Annotated in this window: 16 protein-coding genes; 7 read left to right on the top strand and 9 right to left on the bottom strand. The window is 66.5% G+C overall.

All coding sequences use genetic code 11. The features are described 5' to 3' along the window. Positions 1-136: 136 nt before the first annotated feature. Positions 137-343, top strand: a complete 207-nt coding sequence (locus tag LTT66_RS29300) for a hypothetical protein (RefSeq protein WP_233061807.1) — start codon at positions 137-139, stop codon at positions 341-343. 255 nt (positions 344-598) lie between these two features. Here the strand turns inward: LTT66_RS29300 and LTT66_RS29295 are convergent, their stop codons facing one another. Further along, positions 599-1,033 carry a DUF6802 family protein gene (locus LTT66_RS29295; protein ID WP_233061806.1) on the bottom strand — a complete coding sequence of 145 codons (435 nt, stop codon included), beginning with the start codon at positions 1,031-1,033 and terminating at the stop codon, positions 599-601. Between the two features lie 336 nt (positions 1,034-1,369). Further along, on the bottom strand, positions 1,370-2,350 hold the full coding sequence (locus LTT66_RS29290; RefSeq protein ID WP_233061805.1) for an alpha/beta fold hydrolase: 981 nt from the start codon (positions 2,348-2,350) through the stop codon (positions 1,370-1,372). Positions 2,351-2,410: 60 nt separating this feature from the next. Between LTT66_RS29290 and LTT66_RS29285 the strand changes: the two genes are divergently transcribed. Continuing rightward, a complete protein-coding gene (locus tag LTT66_RS29285) occupies positions 2,411-3,544 on the top strand; it encodes a glycosyltransferase family 4 protein (RefSeq protein WP_233061804.1) in 1,134 nt (377 codons plus the stop codon). After that, positions 3,541-4,455 (top strand): hypothetical protein, encoded by a 915-nt coding sequence (locus LTT66_RS29280; RefSeq protein WP_233061803.1) that lies wholly within the window; start codon positions 3,541-3,543, stop codon positions 4,453-4,455. The genes LTT66_RS29285 and LTT66_RS29280 overlap by 4 nt, the downstream gene beginning before the upstream one ends. Here the strand turns inward: LTT66_RS29280 and LTT66_RS29275 are convergent. The 3 genes from LTT66_RS29275 to LTT66_RS29265 are packed head-to-tail and all read right to left on the bottom strand — an operon-like array spanning position 4,385 to position 7,402. After that, positions 4,385-5,875, bottom strand: a complete 1,491-nt coding sequence (locus tag LTT66_RS29275) for a CocE/NonD family hydrolase (RefSeq protein WP_233061802.1) — start codon at positions 5,873-5,875, stop codon at positions 4,385-4,387. The genes LTT66_RS29280 and LTT66_RS29275 overlap by 71 nt on opposite strands. Positions 5,876-5,906: 31 nt before the next feature. After that, entirely contained in the window at positions 5,907-6,692 is a 786-nt protein-coding gene (locus LTT66_RS29270; protein ID WP_233061801.1) for a PIG-L deacetylase family protein, read from the bottom strand. Continuing rightward, positions 6,689-7,402: a lysophospholipid acyltransferase family protein gene (locus LTT66_RS29265; RefSeq protein ID WP_233069437.1), complete on the bottom strand. Its 714-nt coding sequence runs from the start codon at positions 7,400-7,402 to the stop codon at positions 6,689-6,691. The genes LTT66_RS29270 and LTT66_RS29265 overlap by 4 nt, the downstream gene beginning before the upstream one ends. Positions 7,403-7,500: 98 nt before the next feature. On the opposite strand from LTT66_RS29265, the gene LTT66_RS29260 reads away from it, so the two are divergent. Beyond that, positions 7,501-7,893, top strand: coding sequence for a DUF4389 domain-containing protein (locus LTT66_RS29260; RefSeq protein ID WP_332909645.1), 393 nt, complete (start codon positions 7,501-7,503; stop codon positions 7,891-7,893). Between the two features lie 301 nt (positions 7,894-8,194). Here LTT66_RS29260 and LTT66_RS29255 read toward each other — a convergent pair whose 3' ends face one another. From LTT66_RS29255 to LTT66_RS29245, 3 genes are all read right to left on the bottom strand, one after another. Next, positions 8,195-8,680: a nitroreductase/quinone reductase family protein gene (locus LTT66_RS29255; RefSeq protein WP_233061800.1), complete on the bottom strand. Its 486-nt coding sequence runs from the start codon at positions 8,678-8,680 to the stop codon at positions 8,195-8,197. A 446-nt stretch (positions 8,681-9,126) separates the two neighbouring features. After that, the gene (locus tag LTT66_RS29250; RefSeq protein WP_233061799.1) at positions 9,127-9,792 is read right to left on the bottom strand and encodes a fasciclin domain-containing protein; all 666 of its coding nucleotides are present in this window, start codon (positions 9,790-9,792) and stop codon (positions 9,127-9,129) included. A 567-nt stretch (positions 9,793-10,359) separates the two neighbouring features. Next, a complete protein-coding gene (locus LTT66_RS29245) occupies positions 10,360-10,650 on the bottom strand; it encodes a hypothetical protein (RefSeq protein ID WP_269821977.1) in 291 nt (96 codons plus the stop codon). Positions 10,651-10,941: 291 nt separating this feature from the next. On the opposite strand from LTT66_RS29245, the gene LTT66_RS29240 reads away from it, so the two are divergent. From LTT66_RS29240 to LTT66_RS29230, 3 genes are all read left to right on the top strand, one after another. Beyond that, positions 10,942-11,271 carry an ArsR/SmtB family transcription factor gene (locus tag LTT66_RS29240; protein WP_063051353.1) on the top strand — a complete coding sequence of 110 codons (330 nt, stop codon included), beginning with the start codon at positions 10,942-10,944 and terminating at the stop codon, positions 11,269-11,271. An 87-nt stretch (positions 11,272-11,358) separates the two neighbouring features. Beyond that, the gene (locus LTT66_RS29235) at positions 11,359-13,191 is read left to right on the top strand and encodes a phosphoenolpyruvate carboxykinase (GTP) (protein WP_233061798.1); all 1,833 of its coding nucleotides are present in this window, start codon (positions 11,359-11,361) and stop codon (positions 13,189-13,191) included. Then, positions 13,188-14,846 (top strand): SulP family inorganic anion transporter, encoded by a 1,659-nt coding sequence (locus LTT66_RS29230; protein WP_233061797.1) that lies wholly within the window; start codon positions 13,188-13,190, stop codon positions 14,844-14,846. The genes LTT66_RS29235 and LTT66_RS29230 overlap by 4 nt, the downstream gene beginning before the upstream one ends. A gap of 81 nt (positions 14,847-14,927) precedes the next feature. Here LTT66_RS29230 and LTT66_RS29225 read toward each other — a convergent pair whose 3' ends face one another. Beyond that, a complete protein-coding gene (locus LTT66_RS29225) occupies positions 14,928-15,893 on the bottom strand; it encodes an acyl-ACP desaturase (RefSeq protein ID WP_233061796.1) in 966 nt (321 codons plus the stop codon). Positions 15,894-16,059 lie beyond the last annotated feature (166 nt).

The following is a 16,059-nucleotide window of genomic DNA, read 5'->3' as shown; positions in this document are numbered from 1 at the left end:
CGGCACCGCATCCTGCTCCCATAGCCCGGGCACCACCGGAAGTGAGCCAGAACCGGAGATCAGACACTCCCGAACCTGCTCCTAGACAACGTATTTCAGGCGCAACCCAGTAGTGTCACGCTATAGACTTCCCGTCATGCTGAAGTTTCTGATCAGTGGGGCGATGATCGCGGCTTTCTCCTTCGGCGCGGCTGGTACGGCGGCGGCTGATGAAACCGTTGACTACTACTCCACTCACGGAGCTTGTGTCGCGAAAGGGGTGGCTGAATTCGGTCAAGAAGGGCTGGGTAAGACCTGGTTCTGCCGTCAAACTGGTAACCAGTTCGAACTGTTTCGCCGCTAAGGGGATACCGGATCGGGGTGGTTGCGCACCCGCGACGAGATCGATGCCGCCGCACCCGCTCGGAGGCCGATGGGTTCTCTCGGTGACCGACTACAGCTGGTCGCTGTTTCAGACGCTGCAAAGTGCTGACGGAGGTCGCTATCTCGCCGAATCGACAACCCATCCGCGTGCTGTCGTGCAACGAGTGTCGGCGCAGTTCCTTCATCGCCCGACCCGGCGCTACCGCACCCTCCCTCAACGGGAAGGCGGCACCGCTCAAGTGCCCAGCCGCCCCTGATCCGTCCGAATCCACTCCGAGGTTCCGTCCGGGTGTCGATGGAACTCCCAGGCGGTATAGTCGCCGTCCTTCTCCACCACCTTGACGTGATCGGCAAAGCCGTCGTGATCGACGTCCGTCCACACCTGCATGGCATCGTCGCCGGTGATGGTCACGCTGTCGGGCAGACCGTCTTGGTCGATGTCCTGGGTGGGATGGTGCAGTTCGACGGCGCCGAGGCCGCCTAATTCGGCGTGCGCGTCGATATGCGGTAGATCCAGTCCCGGAAGATCACCCGACGTGACCATGGCCCCCGCTTTCGGGCGCCATGCCTTCGAAGAACTCGGCCAGCATCGGCCCAGAGTATCGAGGTCTTGGTCGCCATTCAATACCTTGTACCACTGGTCGCCGAATTCGAAGCCGACCTGGGCCACCTGCGTACCCGCGAAGGCATGGCCAAGGCCCGCGCCAGGGGCGCCTCAAAGGCAAGCAACCGAAACTGCCACTCGCAGCACGCAAAACGATCCATCGCCGCTTCCACGACCCCGACGACGCGAGCCTGGCCGACCTCGCCGCAGAGTACCCCGTCGGCCGCTCCACCATCCACCGGATCATCAGCAGCACCACCCCGCCCCGGACCTGACGCTCGCGCCCGTAGCGACCGGACTGTTCGCGCGAGAATCCCTCGCGTTGCTCCACCAGTACCCCCGCCTGACGATCCACTGCAGTGCCTCGCTCGAGAGGTTGACGCGTTGATCGGTTGAGTGCTTTCAGGATTGCGGGTCTCGCGTGGGAACAGCGCCGCCTTCGGTGAGCATTGGTCGCGGAGCAGCATGCTCGCGGGCGCCCTCGCCCCCTCGGCCGTTCACCTGTACGCGCGGGACCAGTGGTGTGCTGATGAAGGCGCGCAGATGTCCATCGACGTCGGCTGGTTTGACGATCGAGCTGAGGTGCCCGGCATCGGCCACGATCACCAGTTCAGCACCGGGTATCCGGGCCGCGGCGCGCACTTTGTGTCGCAAAGGAATCATGCGGTCTTCGGCGCCCGCGATGACCAGGACCCGTGCACGCCCGAGAACCGGCAGACCAGCGCTGTGGTCACAGGTCGACACATCGGCCAGCAAGGACAGCAACGTCATCGTTCGCAGGGAAGCAATCAGCCTGCGGGCCCGATGGAGCGAGACGAACGGCGTGCACCTGCTCGGCGCAGTCCGGCGTCCGGCGAGTTCAGGGTGTCGGCGTTCGCTGGTGTCGGTGAGCAGACGACGCAACGGGGGTATCGCCCACCACAGCATGCGCACCACCGGACCGACGACGAAATCAGGTAGACGCAAGGCAATTGCACCCCACCTTCGGGGAACACAGTCCAGGAGTGCGACTCCGGCCACCAGGCGTCCGAACAGCTCCGGACGCTGTTCGGCCAGGGCGGACACCGCCATCCCTCCCAGTGAGTGCGCGATGATCACTACCGGACGGTCGGAGGCGACAGCGTCGATGACCGTTCCGATGTCACGCCCGAGCTGCGCTACCGTGGCCCGGCCGGTCGCCGGTTCGTCGGAGCGGCCGTGCCCACGGTGGTCGAACAGCACCATGCGGCCCAGGTCGGCGAGAGTCGCGCGCTGACGGCCCCAATAGATCAAGCTGGTATTGATACCGTTGACGAAGAGGAGGGTGTGCGGACCGGCCGGGTCTCCGTCGAGTTCGACATGCAGTCCGACGCCGTCCTCGGTGATGATCCGCATCTCATCCATGCCGAGGATTATGCGTCCAGTTCCGACATTGCTTGTACGCCAGCACTATTCTTCCGAAGGTTGTTGACATCCAGGGGGCTGACCGTGGCGCAGGGGCCAACGTTGATAGTGCATCTGACCGATGTGTTCGCGCCCCGCGTCGGGGGGATCGAGGTGCTGGTCGAGTCCCTGGCTCGCGCACAGGCCGCTGTCGGCGAGGAAGTTCACGTCATCACCGCGACCGTCGGCGGCAGCGACTCGCATCTGCCGTTCCGCGTCCACCGGCCACGCCGAATGACCGACGTGCGCAGCATACTTCGGCGCCTGCGGCCCAGTGTCGTGCACATACACGTGAGTGTGGCGTCACCGCTGGCGCTTTACTCCGCGCACCACGCGCTTCGGTTGTCTATCCCGCTCGTGATCACGGTGCACAGCATGTGGGATCCCGCGGTCAGGGCCTGCTACAGCGTGATCGAGCGGCTGTCCGGCTGGCACGACGGCATGGTGGTCACGGCGGTGAGTACCGTCGTCGCCGACCAGGTCGGGCGCGCGTTGTCCAGTACCCCTGTCGTAGTGCCCAACGCGGTGGCATCTGATCTGTGGCGGGCGCCGTCCGCGAGTGGCACCGATCTGCATGTCGTTTCGGTGGGCAGGCTGGTCACGCGCAGGCAACCGTTGACGCTGCTCGAGGTGCTGCGGCTGGCGCAGGACCGGCTAGCCGGTGAGGTGCGGGTGCGTGCCACGATCGTCGGCTCGGGCCCGCGCCGCGGTGCGATGCTCCGCTATCTGCGCAGGCATGACATGGTCGAGTGGGTGCGTTTGGTGGGTTCGCAGGATCATCGGGCGGTGCGCGAGATCTTGTCGTCGGCGGATGTGTACCTGAATGTCACACGTCGCGAGGCATTCGGGTTGGCAACCTTGGAGGCTCGAACAGCCGGTGTTCCGGTAATCGCTCGATCCGGCACCGGCGTCGCGGATTTCGTCGAGGACGGTCGCGAGGGTCTGCTGGGCCGCTCCACCGAGGACCTCGTCACCGCACTGGTGTCGTTGGGCCGGCGACGGACGTTGCGCGAACGTATCAGCGCCCATAATCGAGCCGTACCCCCTGCCGAATTCAGTTGGCCCGTGGTACTGGATCGGCTGCGTACCTGCTACGACGATGCCGCACGGCGCGTCGTGGCAGGTCCGAGCCACGGGGAGGACGCGCTCAGATGATCTCGCCGACACATATCGCCCGCATCGGGTGGAGCAACGCCGAACACTTCCGAAAACGGTTCGTCAACACGACGATCCGCGGTTTTGCGCATGACCTCTCGCGAGCCGTACGGCTGTTGCACCGGGATCCGCCGACGCGCACGGCGCCTGTCCGCGCCGAGCGCGTGATCATCACGTTGTCGACTGTGCCGCACCGTGTGCAGTACCTGGGTCCGGTGCTGCGCAGCCTGCTCGACCAGACCGAACCCGCCGATCGTGTGGTACTTACCTGGCCACGGCACGCGCTACGCACGGGTGACCCCTACCCGCAACCGCCGGCACTACCATCGGGTGTGGACGTGCTGCGGTGTACGGATCTGGGCCCAGCGACAAAACTGCTGCCCACACTGCTGGCCGAGCCGGACGCCGTCATCGTGGTCGTCGACGATGACGCGATCTATCCGGATACGTTCGTTGCGGATCTGCTCGCGGCGCATCGCCTGGAGCCGAAAGCCGCTGTGGGAGTGCGTGGATCGAGCGTGCGGTTCGACCGCGACCCACGCTATTTCGGGCACGTGTACGGAACCGCGGTGTCGGTGGCCACCACAGTCGATGTGCTGATGGGTATGTGGGGATATCTGATCCCGCCCGGAGCGCTGGACGACGATGTCCACGATTTCGACGGCTGGCCGCCGGAAATGCGATGGCAGGACGACGTGTGGATCTCCGGGCACCTGGCGCGCCGGGGTGTGCCGCGGTTGGTGATACCAGTGCGCGGGGTGCCGATCGAGACGGCGGGCGCGTTCGCAGGCGCCCTGCACCACACAGTGAACAGGTCCGGCCGTAACGAGGCGGTCGCCCTCAGCACGTTCCGAGACCGGTGGGGACGGTCGGCAGAATCACCGACGAAGGACCGCTCGGGTCGCGGATGAGCTCGTAGGCGGCCGGGTCCGGCTGCCGCATGTAGCGCGGAACCGCTGCTCCACACACCTGCACGCGCAGCTGATGTCCGATGGCGAACCGGTGCGCGATCGGCCACAACTCGACCTGGATATCGTCCTCATCGGCGTGTGGCTCGACCCGCCGTATGCCTTCGCAGATGTTGAAAGATCGCCCACCGGGATGAACGTCGCACAGTCGAACGACGACATCGCAGACGCCACGCCCGCGGTGCGAATGTGCGGTGGCTATGCGCAGCCGAAGCTCGGCGACCACCGTTCCGATGATCTCGAGCGGCGCGCCGAGCGGGTCGCTGGTGTAGGTCAGCAGGTCGGGCCGACTTTCGATCTGCCGGCAGTCCTGTGGCCGCGAGAACCCGACGATCACGGGACCGCGGGGAGCGGGCGTGGGGTCCGCAGGGTCGTATCGGAAATGATCGCTTCCCGCCTGCTCAGCAGACACACGCGACAGCCGCCCGAACTCACGCAAGTGCCATCGCACGGGACTGGTTCCCGGTGGAGGCCAGGAAGCGTATTCGCGCCAGCGCCGGACGCCGGTGACGAACAGGCGAACGGGCCCGCGAGACGGACGATCCTCACCTCCACACAGGTGGGCGTGAAACCACTGCCGCGCCTCACGATTCGCCACGACGAACTGGCGGAGGTTGTAATGCCCCCATGGTCCGATGGTGAGTCGCGGCGCACCACCAGCCGCACTCGATGCGACATAGTCGCGGACGAGGCCCGGCAGGAAGATGTCGTACCAGCCGCCGACCAGATGCACCGGGGTTCCGGCGCACTCCGCGGGTGCGCCACCGTGGTCGAGAAGTGTCCGCAAGGGGCTGCCCGCGCCGATGTCGGCGATCACGGCTTGATAGAAGGCGACTGTTCGACCACCGGTCAGCACATCCAACTCCGCGGCCGGGCGGCCCGACGCGATCGCCCGGCGCGCCCGACGGGGCGCCCGCAGCGCGGTGATGAAGCTGTGATTCGAACACCAGATCAGCACGGACTCCAGCGCGGTCGAACCGCCGGTAAAGATCGTGTCGGCAATCGAGGAGGAGGCGACATGAACTGAAACAGCACGCAATTCGGGAATATCGGCCGCAATGGCCCAGTGCGCGAACCCCATCGCGCTCATTCCATGCAACGCCAACCGTCCGTCGAACCACACCTGACCTCGAAGCCACGCGATCGTCGCCAACCCGTCGGCCCGCTCGGTGCTCAGCGGTAACACATCCTCGGCCGAGCGGCCGTCCTGCACCACCACCTGAAATCCTGCGCGTGCGAAGTACAAGCCATAGAGGACGCCGAGCGGTCGACGTCCCATAGGGGATCGCACCAGGATGGTCGGTCCGGGTGCACTCGACGCACGGTAGTACCGGTCGGCGAGCAGGCGTTCACCATCCGGCATCGGAACCGACAGGTCTCTGTCTACGCGGAGGTCAAACAGCACGCTGGACAAACCATTCCGTGCCGCAGATCCGTCGAAACAGCGGCATCGGTAGCCGCTGCAGCAAGCGCAGGGTGCGCACGCCATCACCGCCACCCGCCTGACTGGCATGAGCCATCATGCTGGCGCGCTTGACGCTCGCATAGCGTCGCACGTCGACCCGATGGGTGATGTCCGCGCCGGGGACAAAGCTTGTGCTGAACCGATCCATCGCTACTCCCGCGGGCAACAATCCGACAGCCTTTACCAAGCGCAACATCCTCAGTAATTGATCGCGATCGACTGTCGCCTCCAGCAACAACGGTGTGGCGGCCTGCCGTGCCGCCTCCGCAACCACCCGATGGACCTGCACATGATCGGGATGTCCGTAACCTCCGGATGCGTCATAGGAAGTGACCACCCCGGCCCGCTCCTCGATCAAGAGTGCGGCAAGCCGCTCGGCCGCCTGGGCGACAGGTACGCCGCAGAAGCCGCCGGGCACGCGACCGTCGAGTCCGGAATCCGCGTACCCCAGGAATTCCACCCGGTCGCATCCCAGCACTGCGGCTGAGGCCAATGCCTCCCCCTCGCGACGCGCTGCGAGCTGCGGACCTGATGGTGAATCCGCAAGCCCCGCGGCGCCGTCGGTCGCGAAAACGACGACCGTGCGCCGTCCGGCCTCGCTGACCCTGCGCATCGTTCCCGCCGTCAACAGCGATTCGTCGTCGGGATGCGCGTGCACGAAGACCCACGGCGTATCCGGCGCGCCGAGCCACTCGATGGGGGTTGAGGCTGTCACGCTTCGCGCCGATCCCGTGCGTCATTCTCCGCAGCGTCCACGGCGACAGCCTCGGCAGGGGTGAGTGCGGACCCGCCGAGATGACGGGGTTGCCACCACTCCCCCGTCCCGGAGTGGGGATATTCCCGTTGTGCCCGTTCCAAAAGTTCCTTCATACAGTCGCGCAGTTGGGCGGTGACGTAGTCCGGGTCGTCGTCGGCCGCGGGGAACATCGGCTCACCCACGATCACCGTGAGCGGCAGACCCGGCTGATCGAGCTCGCGGTGGTGCGTGGTCCACAGCCGCTGCGTGCCCCATACAGCCACCGGCACGAGCGGCACCCCGCAGCCTGCCGCCAACCGTGCCGCTCCCGTCCGCAACCGCTGGACGGTGAACGATCGTGCGATCGTCGCTTCCGGAAACACCCCGATGAGCTCCCCTGCGGCGAGCGCGGCAGTCGCGGCGCGGTAGGCCTCGCCATCACCGCCGGACCCCACTGCGATGTGGCGCATACTGCGCATCGCAGCACCATATACCCGATGCTCGAAATGCTCCTGCGTCGAGAGGAACCTGACCATCCGGCCCATCCTGTCGGCAGCAAGCGCGATAGCGAAAGGGTCCAGATACGACACGTGATTGCTGGCCACCACCGCACCTCCGACACGGGGCAGGTGTGATTCATCGACTATCCGAGTCCGCAGGCGCAATACGCGCTGACCGGCCTTCACCATGAAAAGCGCAACAGGATAGACGATTTCATGCACAGTCCGAATCTAGCCGCTTTGGACCGGCACCGAGCGTGCCGGGGTCATGCGATTGGTGCTGCCGGATGGCTCTCGCCGGGGTGGAGACCGGCGCGCGACCGCTGCGAGGTGCTGGTCCGGTAGTGAAGTGGTGGCTGCTGGCCATACCGCACTACCTCGTGGTCACAGCGATGTGGGGCGGTTCGATAGTGCTCGCGGGCGACGACGGCGACAGCCCTGCCGCTATCCCGCTGATCGGCGTGCTCGTACTCATCGCCGCGGTCGCCCTGCTGGTCACCGGCCGGTACCCACGCCAGTTGTTCGACTTCGTCGTCGGCATCAACCGCTGGCTGTACCGGGTGCTGGCCTATGCGGCGCTGATGCGAGACGAGTACCCGCCGTTCCGCCTCGATCAGGGCCCACGCGAACCGGTCGATCCGCGTACTCGACTCGGCTCCGGAGGGCAGGCTGAAGGCTGAACCGGTCGCCGGTGCCCGTGGGCTCGCCGCCTTCGAGCGGGTGATGCTCGGATCGGTCGGGATCGGGCTGCGGCGAACTCGCAGACGGGATGGCTTTCGAGGCGGCGTCGATACGGCAAGTCGAGTTCGTAGCGGTGACCGACCTGGTCGCGCGGTGACCCACTCGCCGATGCGCAGGAACGAGCGAGCGCACCGCACAGTTGATCGTGCTCGGCAGCCGGGGGCGCGGAGGCGTCGTGGGCGCGGCCCCGGACAAACAGCAGGCTGGAGAGGGCGTTTGCGACCAGTCGCCGGGCTCTCGTCAGCCTGGAGGTTCGATCCGGAATACCGGGTACTGGTCCGCGATGCGCGCGAACTCACCGAGCGGGGCGGTGCGGTCGATCGGAAAGTGCGGCCGAGCGCCGGGAGCCACGGCGAGGTAGCGGCGCAGGATCGGTGCCCGCTCCCCCGCCTCCACCTCGGTGAGCCGCACCGCTTCGCGGCCGCGCCGTTGCAGGAACGCCCGGCCGTGCGCCGCGCGGACGTTGCGCACCCACCCGGCGTCCGGGCCCAGCATCGACACCAGGTAGCGCTGTCCCTCGTACTCGGCGACCACGATCGGCAGCCGCACCGGGCGCCCGGTGCGCCGACCGGACACTTCCAGAGTCACGGCACAGCCCGGGGACAGCACACCCGCCGAATACATCCACTCCGAGGCCCGGTTCAGCACCCGGGCGAGTATCCCCGGCCGGTTGCCCCGATACATCCGACGTTTCGTCGCGTACAGCAGATCCCGCACGCTGCCCATACATCCCCCTCCTCGCATGCTCCAAGCAGAACCGCAAGACAGTAGCGCTTCTACCGTGCATGCGTGACTATCGTTCTACCCTTGCCGAGCGAGCACGACGAATCGATAAAGGCCCGCCTCGGTGTGCACCGATCGAAGTCCGGTGCTCGAGCGCGGCGATGCCGACCGACAGTGCGTCGGATTCGTCGTTCTTGCGGCCGTGCCCGGTGGAAAGCATTCGCGCCCGGTGGGCGAGTTTCGCTGGCGCATCGAGGCACTCGATTCCGTCGTCGGCCAGCTGCTGTTCCAGAGAGGCGCTGAGACCGCGGGCTCCTCTCGAGCAGCCGCCCGGCCGCGGGGCGGCGCTTCCACGGAATCGACCGCGACTGCCCGATGTCGAAGAAGCCCGCGACGATCCGCGGAGCGAGCGGCTGATCACCGCCCCGATCCGCCCGAGGTCGGCCGCATCATGCCGCGGGGGGCGTCAACACCGTGTCGATCAAGTACACGGTGGCATTCGCGGTCTGGAGTCCGCCGCAGATCACGCCGGCATCAGCCACTTTGAGATTGTCGCCGCTGCCGGTCACAGTGACCGTGGAACCTTCGACGGTCTTGTGGTCGCCCGCGATCTCGCCCGGCCCCACTCGGCCTGGCACCACGTGATACGTCAGGAGTTTGGTGAGCGCGGCCGAATCGGTCTTCAGCGTTTCGATCGTCGCGGGATCGACCTTGGCGAAGGCCGCGTCGACCGGTGCGAACACGGTGGATTGTCCGCCGTCGAGGGTGCCGACCAGGTTCACCTGCGGATTGAGCTGACCGGACACCGCGGCGACGAGCGTGGTGAGCATCGGGTTGTTCGACGCGGCGACCGACACGGGTTCGGTCGCCATGCCGGTCACCGAACCCGGCCCGGTCGGCACCTGCTCGGCGTATGCGGCGCAGCCCGGGCCGACAGGAGCCGACGCGGGCGTTCCCGTCGAGGGGGGCGATGTCGTCGCCGTCGACGTCGTGACGGCCGGACTGGTTGTCGAGGTCGCGGAGGATGTGTCGTTGTCATCCGTGCAGGCCGACGCCCCTAGGACAGTGGCGGTGAGGGCCGTAGCCAGCAGAAGTGATCGTTTCGCGTTTCGCATCTTGGGTCGCTTCCTTCAGGTTGACCTCAGCGGTCGTAGTTGTCATCACGCGCGAGTACCTAACCGCTGCGGGGCCCAGAACGGCCACCGCCACGTTCACGCGCCCCGTGCGGGAGAGTTGCACGAGCGGATGTTCACCCCAGGAAGTCTTGCACTGTTCGCGCTCGAATGCATCGCTTATGCGTCGATTGATGCTGAAGATTCGCTATGAGTTTGCCTGACCGCGCTCCGCGCAGAACCTCGCGTTCGCCGTCGGTGTGCTCAGCGGGCGCCGAGTATCACGACCGGTAGGAAGGTCAGGAATTCGCGCTCGAACACCGGTCGGCGCGCAGCGGTCCCAAACCGATTCTGCGCCAATGCACTTCGGCTACCGAGGAATTGCTGGCCGCCACCGCTCAGATCAACGAATCAGCCGCGCGCGGGATCAGGCGGTCGTCACCCGGAGTGGGCGCAGGTCGGAACTTCTCAGGGGGACGGAAGACATCGCCAACTGATCGAGCGCCTACCGCCACCGAGTCGCCGCCCAACCGGTGCGAGGCCGTCTCGGTGGCCCAGCGGGCAGCAGCGTCATCGCCGCAGGGGTTCGTGGGGGTGAGGCTGCTGAGGGGCCGGGATGTTCTCGGGTTGGTCGTCGTCGGTGAGGGTGAAGTAGTTTTCCTCCTCCTGCAGGAAGTGCAGCTGTAGCAAGGTGTGCAGGCCGTAGAGGCGGGCGAGCAGGTCGTCGATCTGGTCGCCGATGATGGCGCCCGCGGCGCACTCGTGCACCAGCAAGGTGCCTACCAGGGACAACACCGCGATCAAATCCATCCCGACCCGACCCCGTAGCAGCGTGGTGACCATCCACCACACCGCAGGCACGACCGCCACCACCGTCGCCGCGATCCGGCAGCCCTCCAGCGACCTCGCGCAGGCCGAATAGCCAGAACACCAGTGCTGACATCAGGGCGGCCACAGTCGCAGACGCCAGCACCGGCCCCACCCACGCGGCGGCCCGTCCGGACCACTGCTCGATCATCGAATTGCGAGGAGGCTCTGATGCGGGGACGGTCCGTGCGACTTGTCAAAAGCATTGTTTGCTAAACTCTGCAAATAAGGCGGTGGTCGCGGGTGCCGACACCGTCTCGCCGGGAACCGAAGGGAGTGGTGGCGATGCCGGGACTGCAGCGGCCGCTCTATCAGATGAAGGCCGACTTCTTCAAAACACTCGGGCATCCGGTGCGGGTGCGGGTGCTCGAACTGCTCAGTCAGCGTGAGCACGCAGTTTCGGAGATGCTGACCGAGATCGGGATAGAGGCGGCCAACCTGTCCCAACAGTTGTCGATCCTCCGGCGCGCCGGCCTGGTGACCGCTCGCCGCGAAGGGCTCTCGGTGACCTACGAATTGACCACTCCGGAGGTCGCCGAGCTTCTGGCGGTCGCGCGGGCCATTCTCACCGGCGTAGTCGCCGGTCAGGTCGAGGCCCTCGAAGAACCCGCCTGACCTCACCAGCTATCGGGAAGCCGCACGCCCACTGATTGCAATTTTTCTAAACTAAATACCTAGCAGTTTTCGAAGGAGAGATTCGTCGTGACCAACCACCTAGACGTTGCCGCGAGCGTGCAGGCGCCGACCGAGCATGAGGGCATCCTGGCGTGGGTCGCCGAAATCGCGGAGTTGACCGCACCCGATCGCATCGTTTTCTGCGACGGCTCTCGGGCAGAGTGGGACCGGCTCACGGGGCTGCTGGTCGAGAAGGGCACCTTCGTGCCGCTTGCGGCGAAGCCGAATTCCTTCTGGTGTGTGTCGGATCCTGACGATGTGGCGCGGGTGGAAGACCGCACCTTCCTCTGCTCGGAAGATCGCGAGGACGCCGGCCCGACCAACAACTGGGTCGATCCGCTGGACATGCGCACGGTGATGACCGAGCACTATCGCGGGGCCATGGCGGGACGGACGATGTATGTGATCGCGTTCTGCATGGGGCCGTTGGATGCCGAAGATCCGAAATACGGGGTGCAGGTCACCGATTCGGCGTATGTGGCGGTTGCGATGCAGATCATGACCCGCTCCGGCGCGCCCGTGTGGGACAAACTCACCGACGGGACGGGCTTCGTGAAGTGCCTGCACTCGGTGGGCGCTCCCCTGGGAGAAGGCCAGGTGGATGTGCCGTGGCCGTGCGATTCGACCAAGTACATCTCACATTTCCCGGAGCGTCGGGAGATCTGGAGTTACGGCTCCGGCTACGGCGGTAACGCCCTGCTGGGCAAGAAGTGTTTCGCGCTGCGGATCGCCTCGGTGCTCGGCCGTGACGAGGGGTGGCTGGCCGAGCACATGCTGATCCTCAAACTCACCACGCCCCAGGGAAAGATCCACTACATCGCGGCCGCGTTCCCGTCCTCGTGCGGCAAGACCAACCTCGCCATGCTCGAACCCGCCCTGCCCGGCTGGACCGCGGAGACGATCGGCGACGACATCGCCTGGATGCGTTTCGGCGCCGACGGCCGGTTGTACGCGGTGAACCCGGAGGCGGGGTTCTTCGGCGTCGCCCCCGGAACCGGCGCGCAGACCAACCCGAACGCGATCGCCACGATCGAAGCCGGTAATTCGATCTTCACCAACACCGCACGCACGGACGCCGGTGACGTCTGGTGGGAGGGCTTGACCGACACTCCGCCCGGGCACCTCATCGACTGGCACGGCCAGGACTGGACCCCTGAGTCGGAAACCCCTGCCGCGCATCCGAACTCCCGCTACTGCACTCCGATCGAGCAGTGCCCGTCGGTGGCGGCGGAGTGGAACGACCCGGCTGGGGTGCCGATCTCGGCCATCTTCTTCGGCGGCCGCCGCAAGACGACAGTGCCGCTGGTGACCGAGACCTTCGACTGGGAACACGGGGTGTTCACCGCGTCGGTGCTGTCGTCGGAGACCACCGCGGCGGCGGCTGGAGCGGTGGGTGTGGTGCGGCGCGATCCGATGGCGATGCTGCCGTTCCTCGGCTACCACGTCGGCGACTACTTCGCGCACTGGCTGAAACTCGGCGCCGCCGCCGATCCCGCGAAGCTGCCGAAGATCTTCCAGGTCAACTGGTTCCGACGCAGCGCCGACGGCAGTTTCCTGTGGCCCGGCTTCGGCGACAACGTGCGTGTACTCGAGTGGGCCCTCGAGCGCTTGGACGGTGCCGCCGACGCCGTGGAGACACCGATCGGGTTCGTGCCGACTGCCGAGGCCCTGGACCTGACCGGCCTGTCGGAGCGAGCCCGGAGACTGGCTACCGCGGCGCTGGCCGTCGACATCGACGAGTGGGTGGCCGAGACCACGTCGATCGACGAGTGGTACGCCACCATCGGCGGCAATCGGCTGCCCGACCAACTGCGTGCGCAGTTGGCCGCGCTGAAGATGCGTCTGGCCAAAGCCCTGTGAACGCGCTCGCACTACTGCCGCGCTGGTCGGACTGGCAACCGGCGCTGCGCGCGCCCGGCGCGGACCTGCTGTCGGGTCTGATCGTGGCACTGGTGGCGCTGCCGCTCGCGCTCGGCTTCGGAATCTCCTCCGGGTTGGGCGCGGCCGCCGGACTGGCCACCGCCGTTGTCGCGGGCGCGACCGCGGCGGTATTCGGCGGCTCCCGCTTCCAAGTGTCCGGGCCCACGGGCGCGATGACGGTGGTCTTGGTGCCGATCGTCGCCCAGCACGGCGCCGGCGGGGTGCTCGCCGTGGGGCTGCTCGCCGGTCTCGTACTCGTGGTGCTCGCGATTGCCGGGGTCGGGCGGGCCGTACGCTACATGCCGGCCCCGGTGATCGAAGGCTTCACCGCCGGCATCGCGGTGGTCATCGCGCTGCAGCAGGTCCCGTCCGCGCTGCGGATCGAGCACGCCGAGGGCGAGAAGGTGTGGCAGTCGGCATTCGACGCGGCATGCCAATACATTTCGCACCCGCACCACCTGACGCTGGTGACCGCACTGGCGGTGGCCGCGGTAGTCCTGGCCGGTGGCCGGTACCAGCCAAAGCTGCCGTTCGCGCTGATCGCTGTGGCCGCAGCCACCGTCGCGGTGCGGGTGTTCGATCTCGACTTGACCCCCATCGGGCAGATCCCAACCGGATTGCCGGCTCCCTCCATAGGATTCGTGCACCTCGACCAGCTCGGGTCATTGATCGCGCCTGCACTGGCAGTGGCGGCGCTCGCCGCACTGGAATCACTGCTGTCGGCGACCGCCGCCGACGCGATGGCCGTGGGCACCCGTCACAACCCCGATCGTGAACTGCTCGGCCAAGGCGTGGCCAACATCGCCGCCCCGATGTTCGGCGGTGTGCCCGCCACCGGCGCGATCGCCCGCACCGCAGTGAACGTCCGCTCCGGCGCGCGTACCCGGCTCGCGGCGCTGACCCACGCCGCCGTGCTGGCCGCGATCATCTACCTGGCCGCACCCATGGTGGCCGAGATCCCACTGGCAGCCCTGGCGGGAGTCCTGCTGGCCACGACCGTCCGGATGGTGGAGACCGCGTCGCTGACCGCGATCGCCCGTGCCTCGCGCGGCGACGCGATCATCATGGCGATCACCTTCGGCGTCACCGTCGCCCTCGACCTGGTGACCGCGGTCGCCGTCGGCGTCGGCATCGCCATCGTGCTCGCTCTTCGGTCGGTCGCGAAAGAAGCCCGGCTACAGCAGGTCCCACTCGAGATGCCGGCCGACGGCACCGACCATCTGGCCGAGGAACACGACCTGCTGCACGACCATATCGTGGCCTACCGCATCGATGGACCTTTGTTCTTCGCCGCCGCTCACCGGTTCCTGCTGGAACTGGCCGAAGTGTCCGATGTGCATGTGGTCATCCTGCGCATGTCCGGAATCACCGCCTTGGACACCACCGGCGCGCTGGTGCTGAAAGACGCCATCGGCAAACTCGAACACCGCGACATCACCGTCCTGATGTCCGGTCTGCGCGCGGATCATCGTCGCCGCCTCGCCACGATCGGCGCCTTGCCCACCGGCGGTGACGCGCAAATCTTCGAGCACACCCCCGAGGCCATCGCCCATGCCCGCAGATGCGCGCCGAACCCTGCCGGACAAACCACATGAGTTCCCCGATCCGCTCCAGCACACCGGCGCCGTTTGTCTTCCCAGAGCCGGAGGATCCAAGGACGCGTTACCCCTCGGGCGCTACCGCGCTGCGCGGGCGCGTTCGCGCTCCAGGGCGCGGGCGCGCTGTTGTTCGAAGCGTGGGATTCGCACCTGTTGCAGGTCGTCGATGAATGCGGCGAGTCTCTCGCGTGCTTGCTCGCCGCGTGCTCCGAAGTCGTTGCGGTCCATGATGTTCCACTGCCTGACCACCGGAAGCAGTACTTCCTCCAAGTGCTGGCGCAGGTCGTAGACGCCGTGCTTGGCCATCAGCACGCCGTTGCGGCGGAAGTCGGGCATGCCAGCGCCCGGCATCCGGAAGTTCTCCACGATGGTGTCTATCGCCTCCATCGCCTGATCGGGCACCAAATCCAGGGCGGCGGCGCAGATGGTGCGGTAGAAGATCATGTGCAGGTTTTCGTCGGCGGCGATGCGCTGCAGCATCCGGTCGGCGATCGGGTCGTCGCATACCCGGCCGGTGTTGCGGTGGGTGACCCGCGTGGCGAGTTCCTGGAAGCTGACGTAGGCGACCGAGTGCAGGAAACCGGCGCCACTCGCGACATCGGTTTCGTTCGCACCGGAGGAGAATCCGTTGGTCATATGGACCATCCGGGCCTTCTCGAGGGCAACCGGGTCCACGCCGCGGGTGACCACCAGATAATCGCGGATCACCGTGCTGTGCCGCATCTCCTCGGCTGTCCAGCGGCCGACCCAGGTACCCCATGCACCGTCACGGGAGAAGTTCTCGGAGATCTCGCGATGATAGGAAGGCAGATTGTCCTCGGTCAGCAGATTGGTGATCATCGCGGCTTTCGCCACCTCGCTGAGAGTGGACTGCTCGGGAGACCAGTCCACACCACCGAGCATGGCGAAGTTTCGCCCCTCGTCCCAGGGCACGTAGTCGTGGGGATGCCAGTCCTTGGCCATCGACAGGTGCCGGTGCACGCAGTCCTCGGCGATCGGCTCCAGTTCGGCCAGAATCTCTCGCTGCGTCAGGTCACGCGCCAATGCTGTAGCCTGCCTCTCTTTTTCGCAATCCTTCGAACAGGTCGGCATACACACCACCACCGCCCTCGGGTGGCGCACAGGGCCGAAGGCCCCGGGGAGGCGGGACCGAATACCCGTTCATCCGATGACCGCAACAGCGACATCACTTTGCTTCCGTCGTTGCGGC

The organism is Nocardia gipuzkoensis (genome assembly GCF_021183645.1).
In the GTDB taxonomy this organism is placed as follows: domain Bacteria; phylum Actinomycetota; class Actinomycetes; order Mycobacteriales; family Mycobacteriaceae; genus Nocardia; species Nocardia abscessus.
Note: the sequence above shows the minus strand (reverse complement) of the source record. Positions and strands in the feature narration are given on the sequence as shown.

What these genes read in the sequence shown, in the direction of transcription:
- LTT66_RS29240 (WP_063051353.1), top strand. Translation starts at nt 10,942, where the DNA reads ATGCCGGGACTGCAGCGGCCGCTCTATCAGATGAAGGCCGACTTCTTC.
- LTT66_RS29250 (WP_233061799.1), bottom strand. Translation starts at nt 9,792, where the DNA reads ATGCGAAACGCGAAACGATCACTTCTGCTGGCTACGGCCCTCACCGCC.
- LTT66_RS29275 (WP_233061802.1), bottom strand. Translation starts at nt 5,875, where the DNA reads ATGCCGGATGGTGAACGCCTGCTCGCCGACCGGTACTACCGTGCGTCG.
- LTT66_RS29265 (WP_233069437.1), bottom strand. Translation starts at nt 7,402, where the DNA reads ATGGTGAAGGCCGGTCAGCGCGTATTGCGCCTGCGGACTCGGATAGTC.
- LTT66_RS29260 (WP_332909645.1), top strand. Translation starts at nt 7,501, where the DNA reads ATGGCTCTCGCCGGGGTGGAGACCGGCGCGCGACCGCTGCGAGGTGCT.
- LTT66_RS29300 (WP_233061807.1), top strand. Translation starts at nt 137, where the DNA reads ATGCTGAAGTTTCTGATCAGTGGGGCGATGATCGCGGCTTTCTCCTTC.
- LTT66_RS29290 (WP_233061805.1), bottom strand. Translation starts at nt 2,350, where the DNA reads ATGGATGAGATGCGGATCATCACCGAGGACGGCGTCGGACTGCATGTC.
- LTT66_RS29280 (WP_233061803.1), top strand. Translation starts at nt 3,541, where the DNA reads ATGATCTCGCCGACACATATCGCCCGCATCGGGTGGAGCAACGCCGAA.
- LTT66_RS29255 (WP_233061800.1), bottom strand. Translation starts at nt 8,680, where the DNA reads ATGGGCAGCGTGCGGGATCTGCTGTACGCGACGAAACGTCGGATGTAT.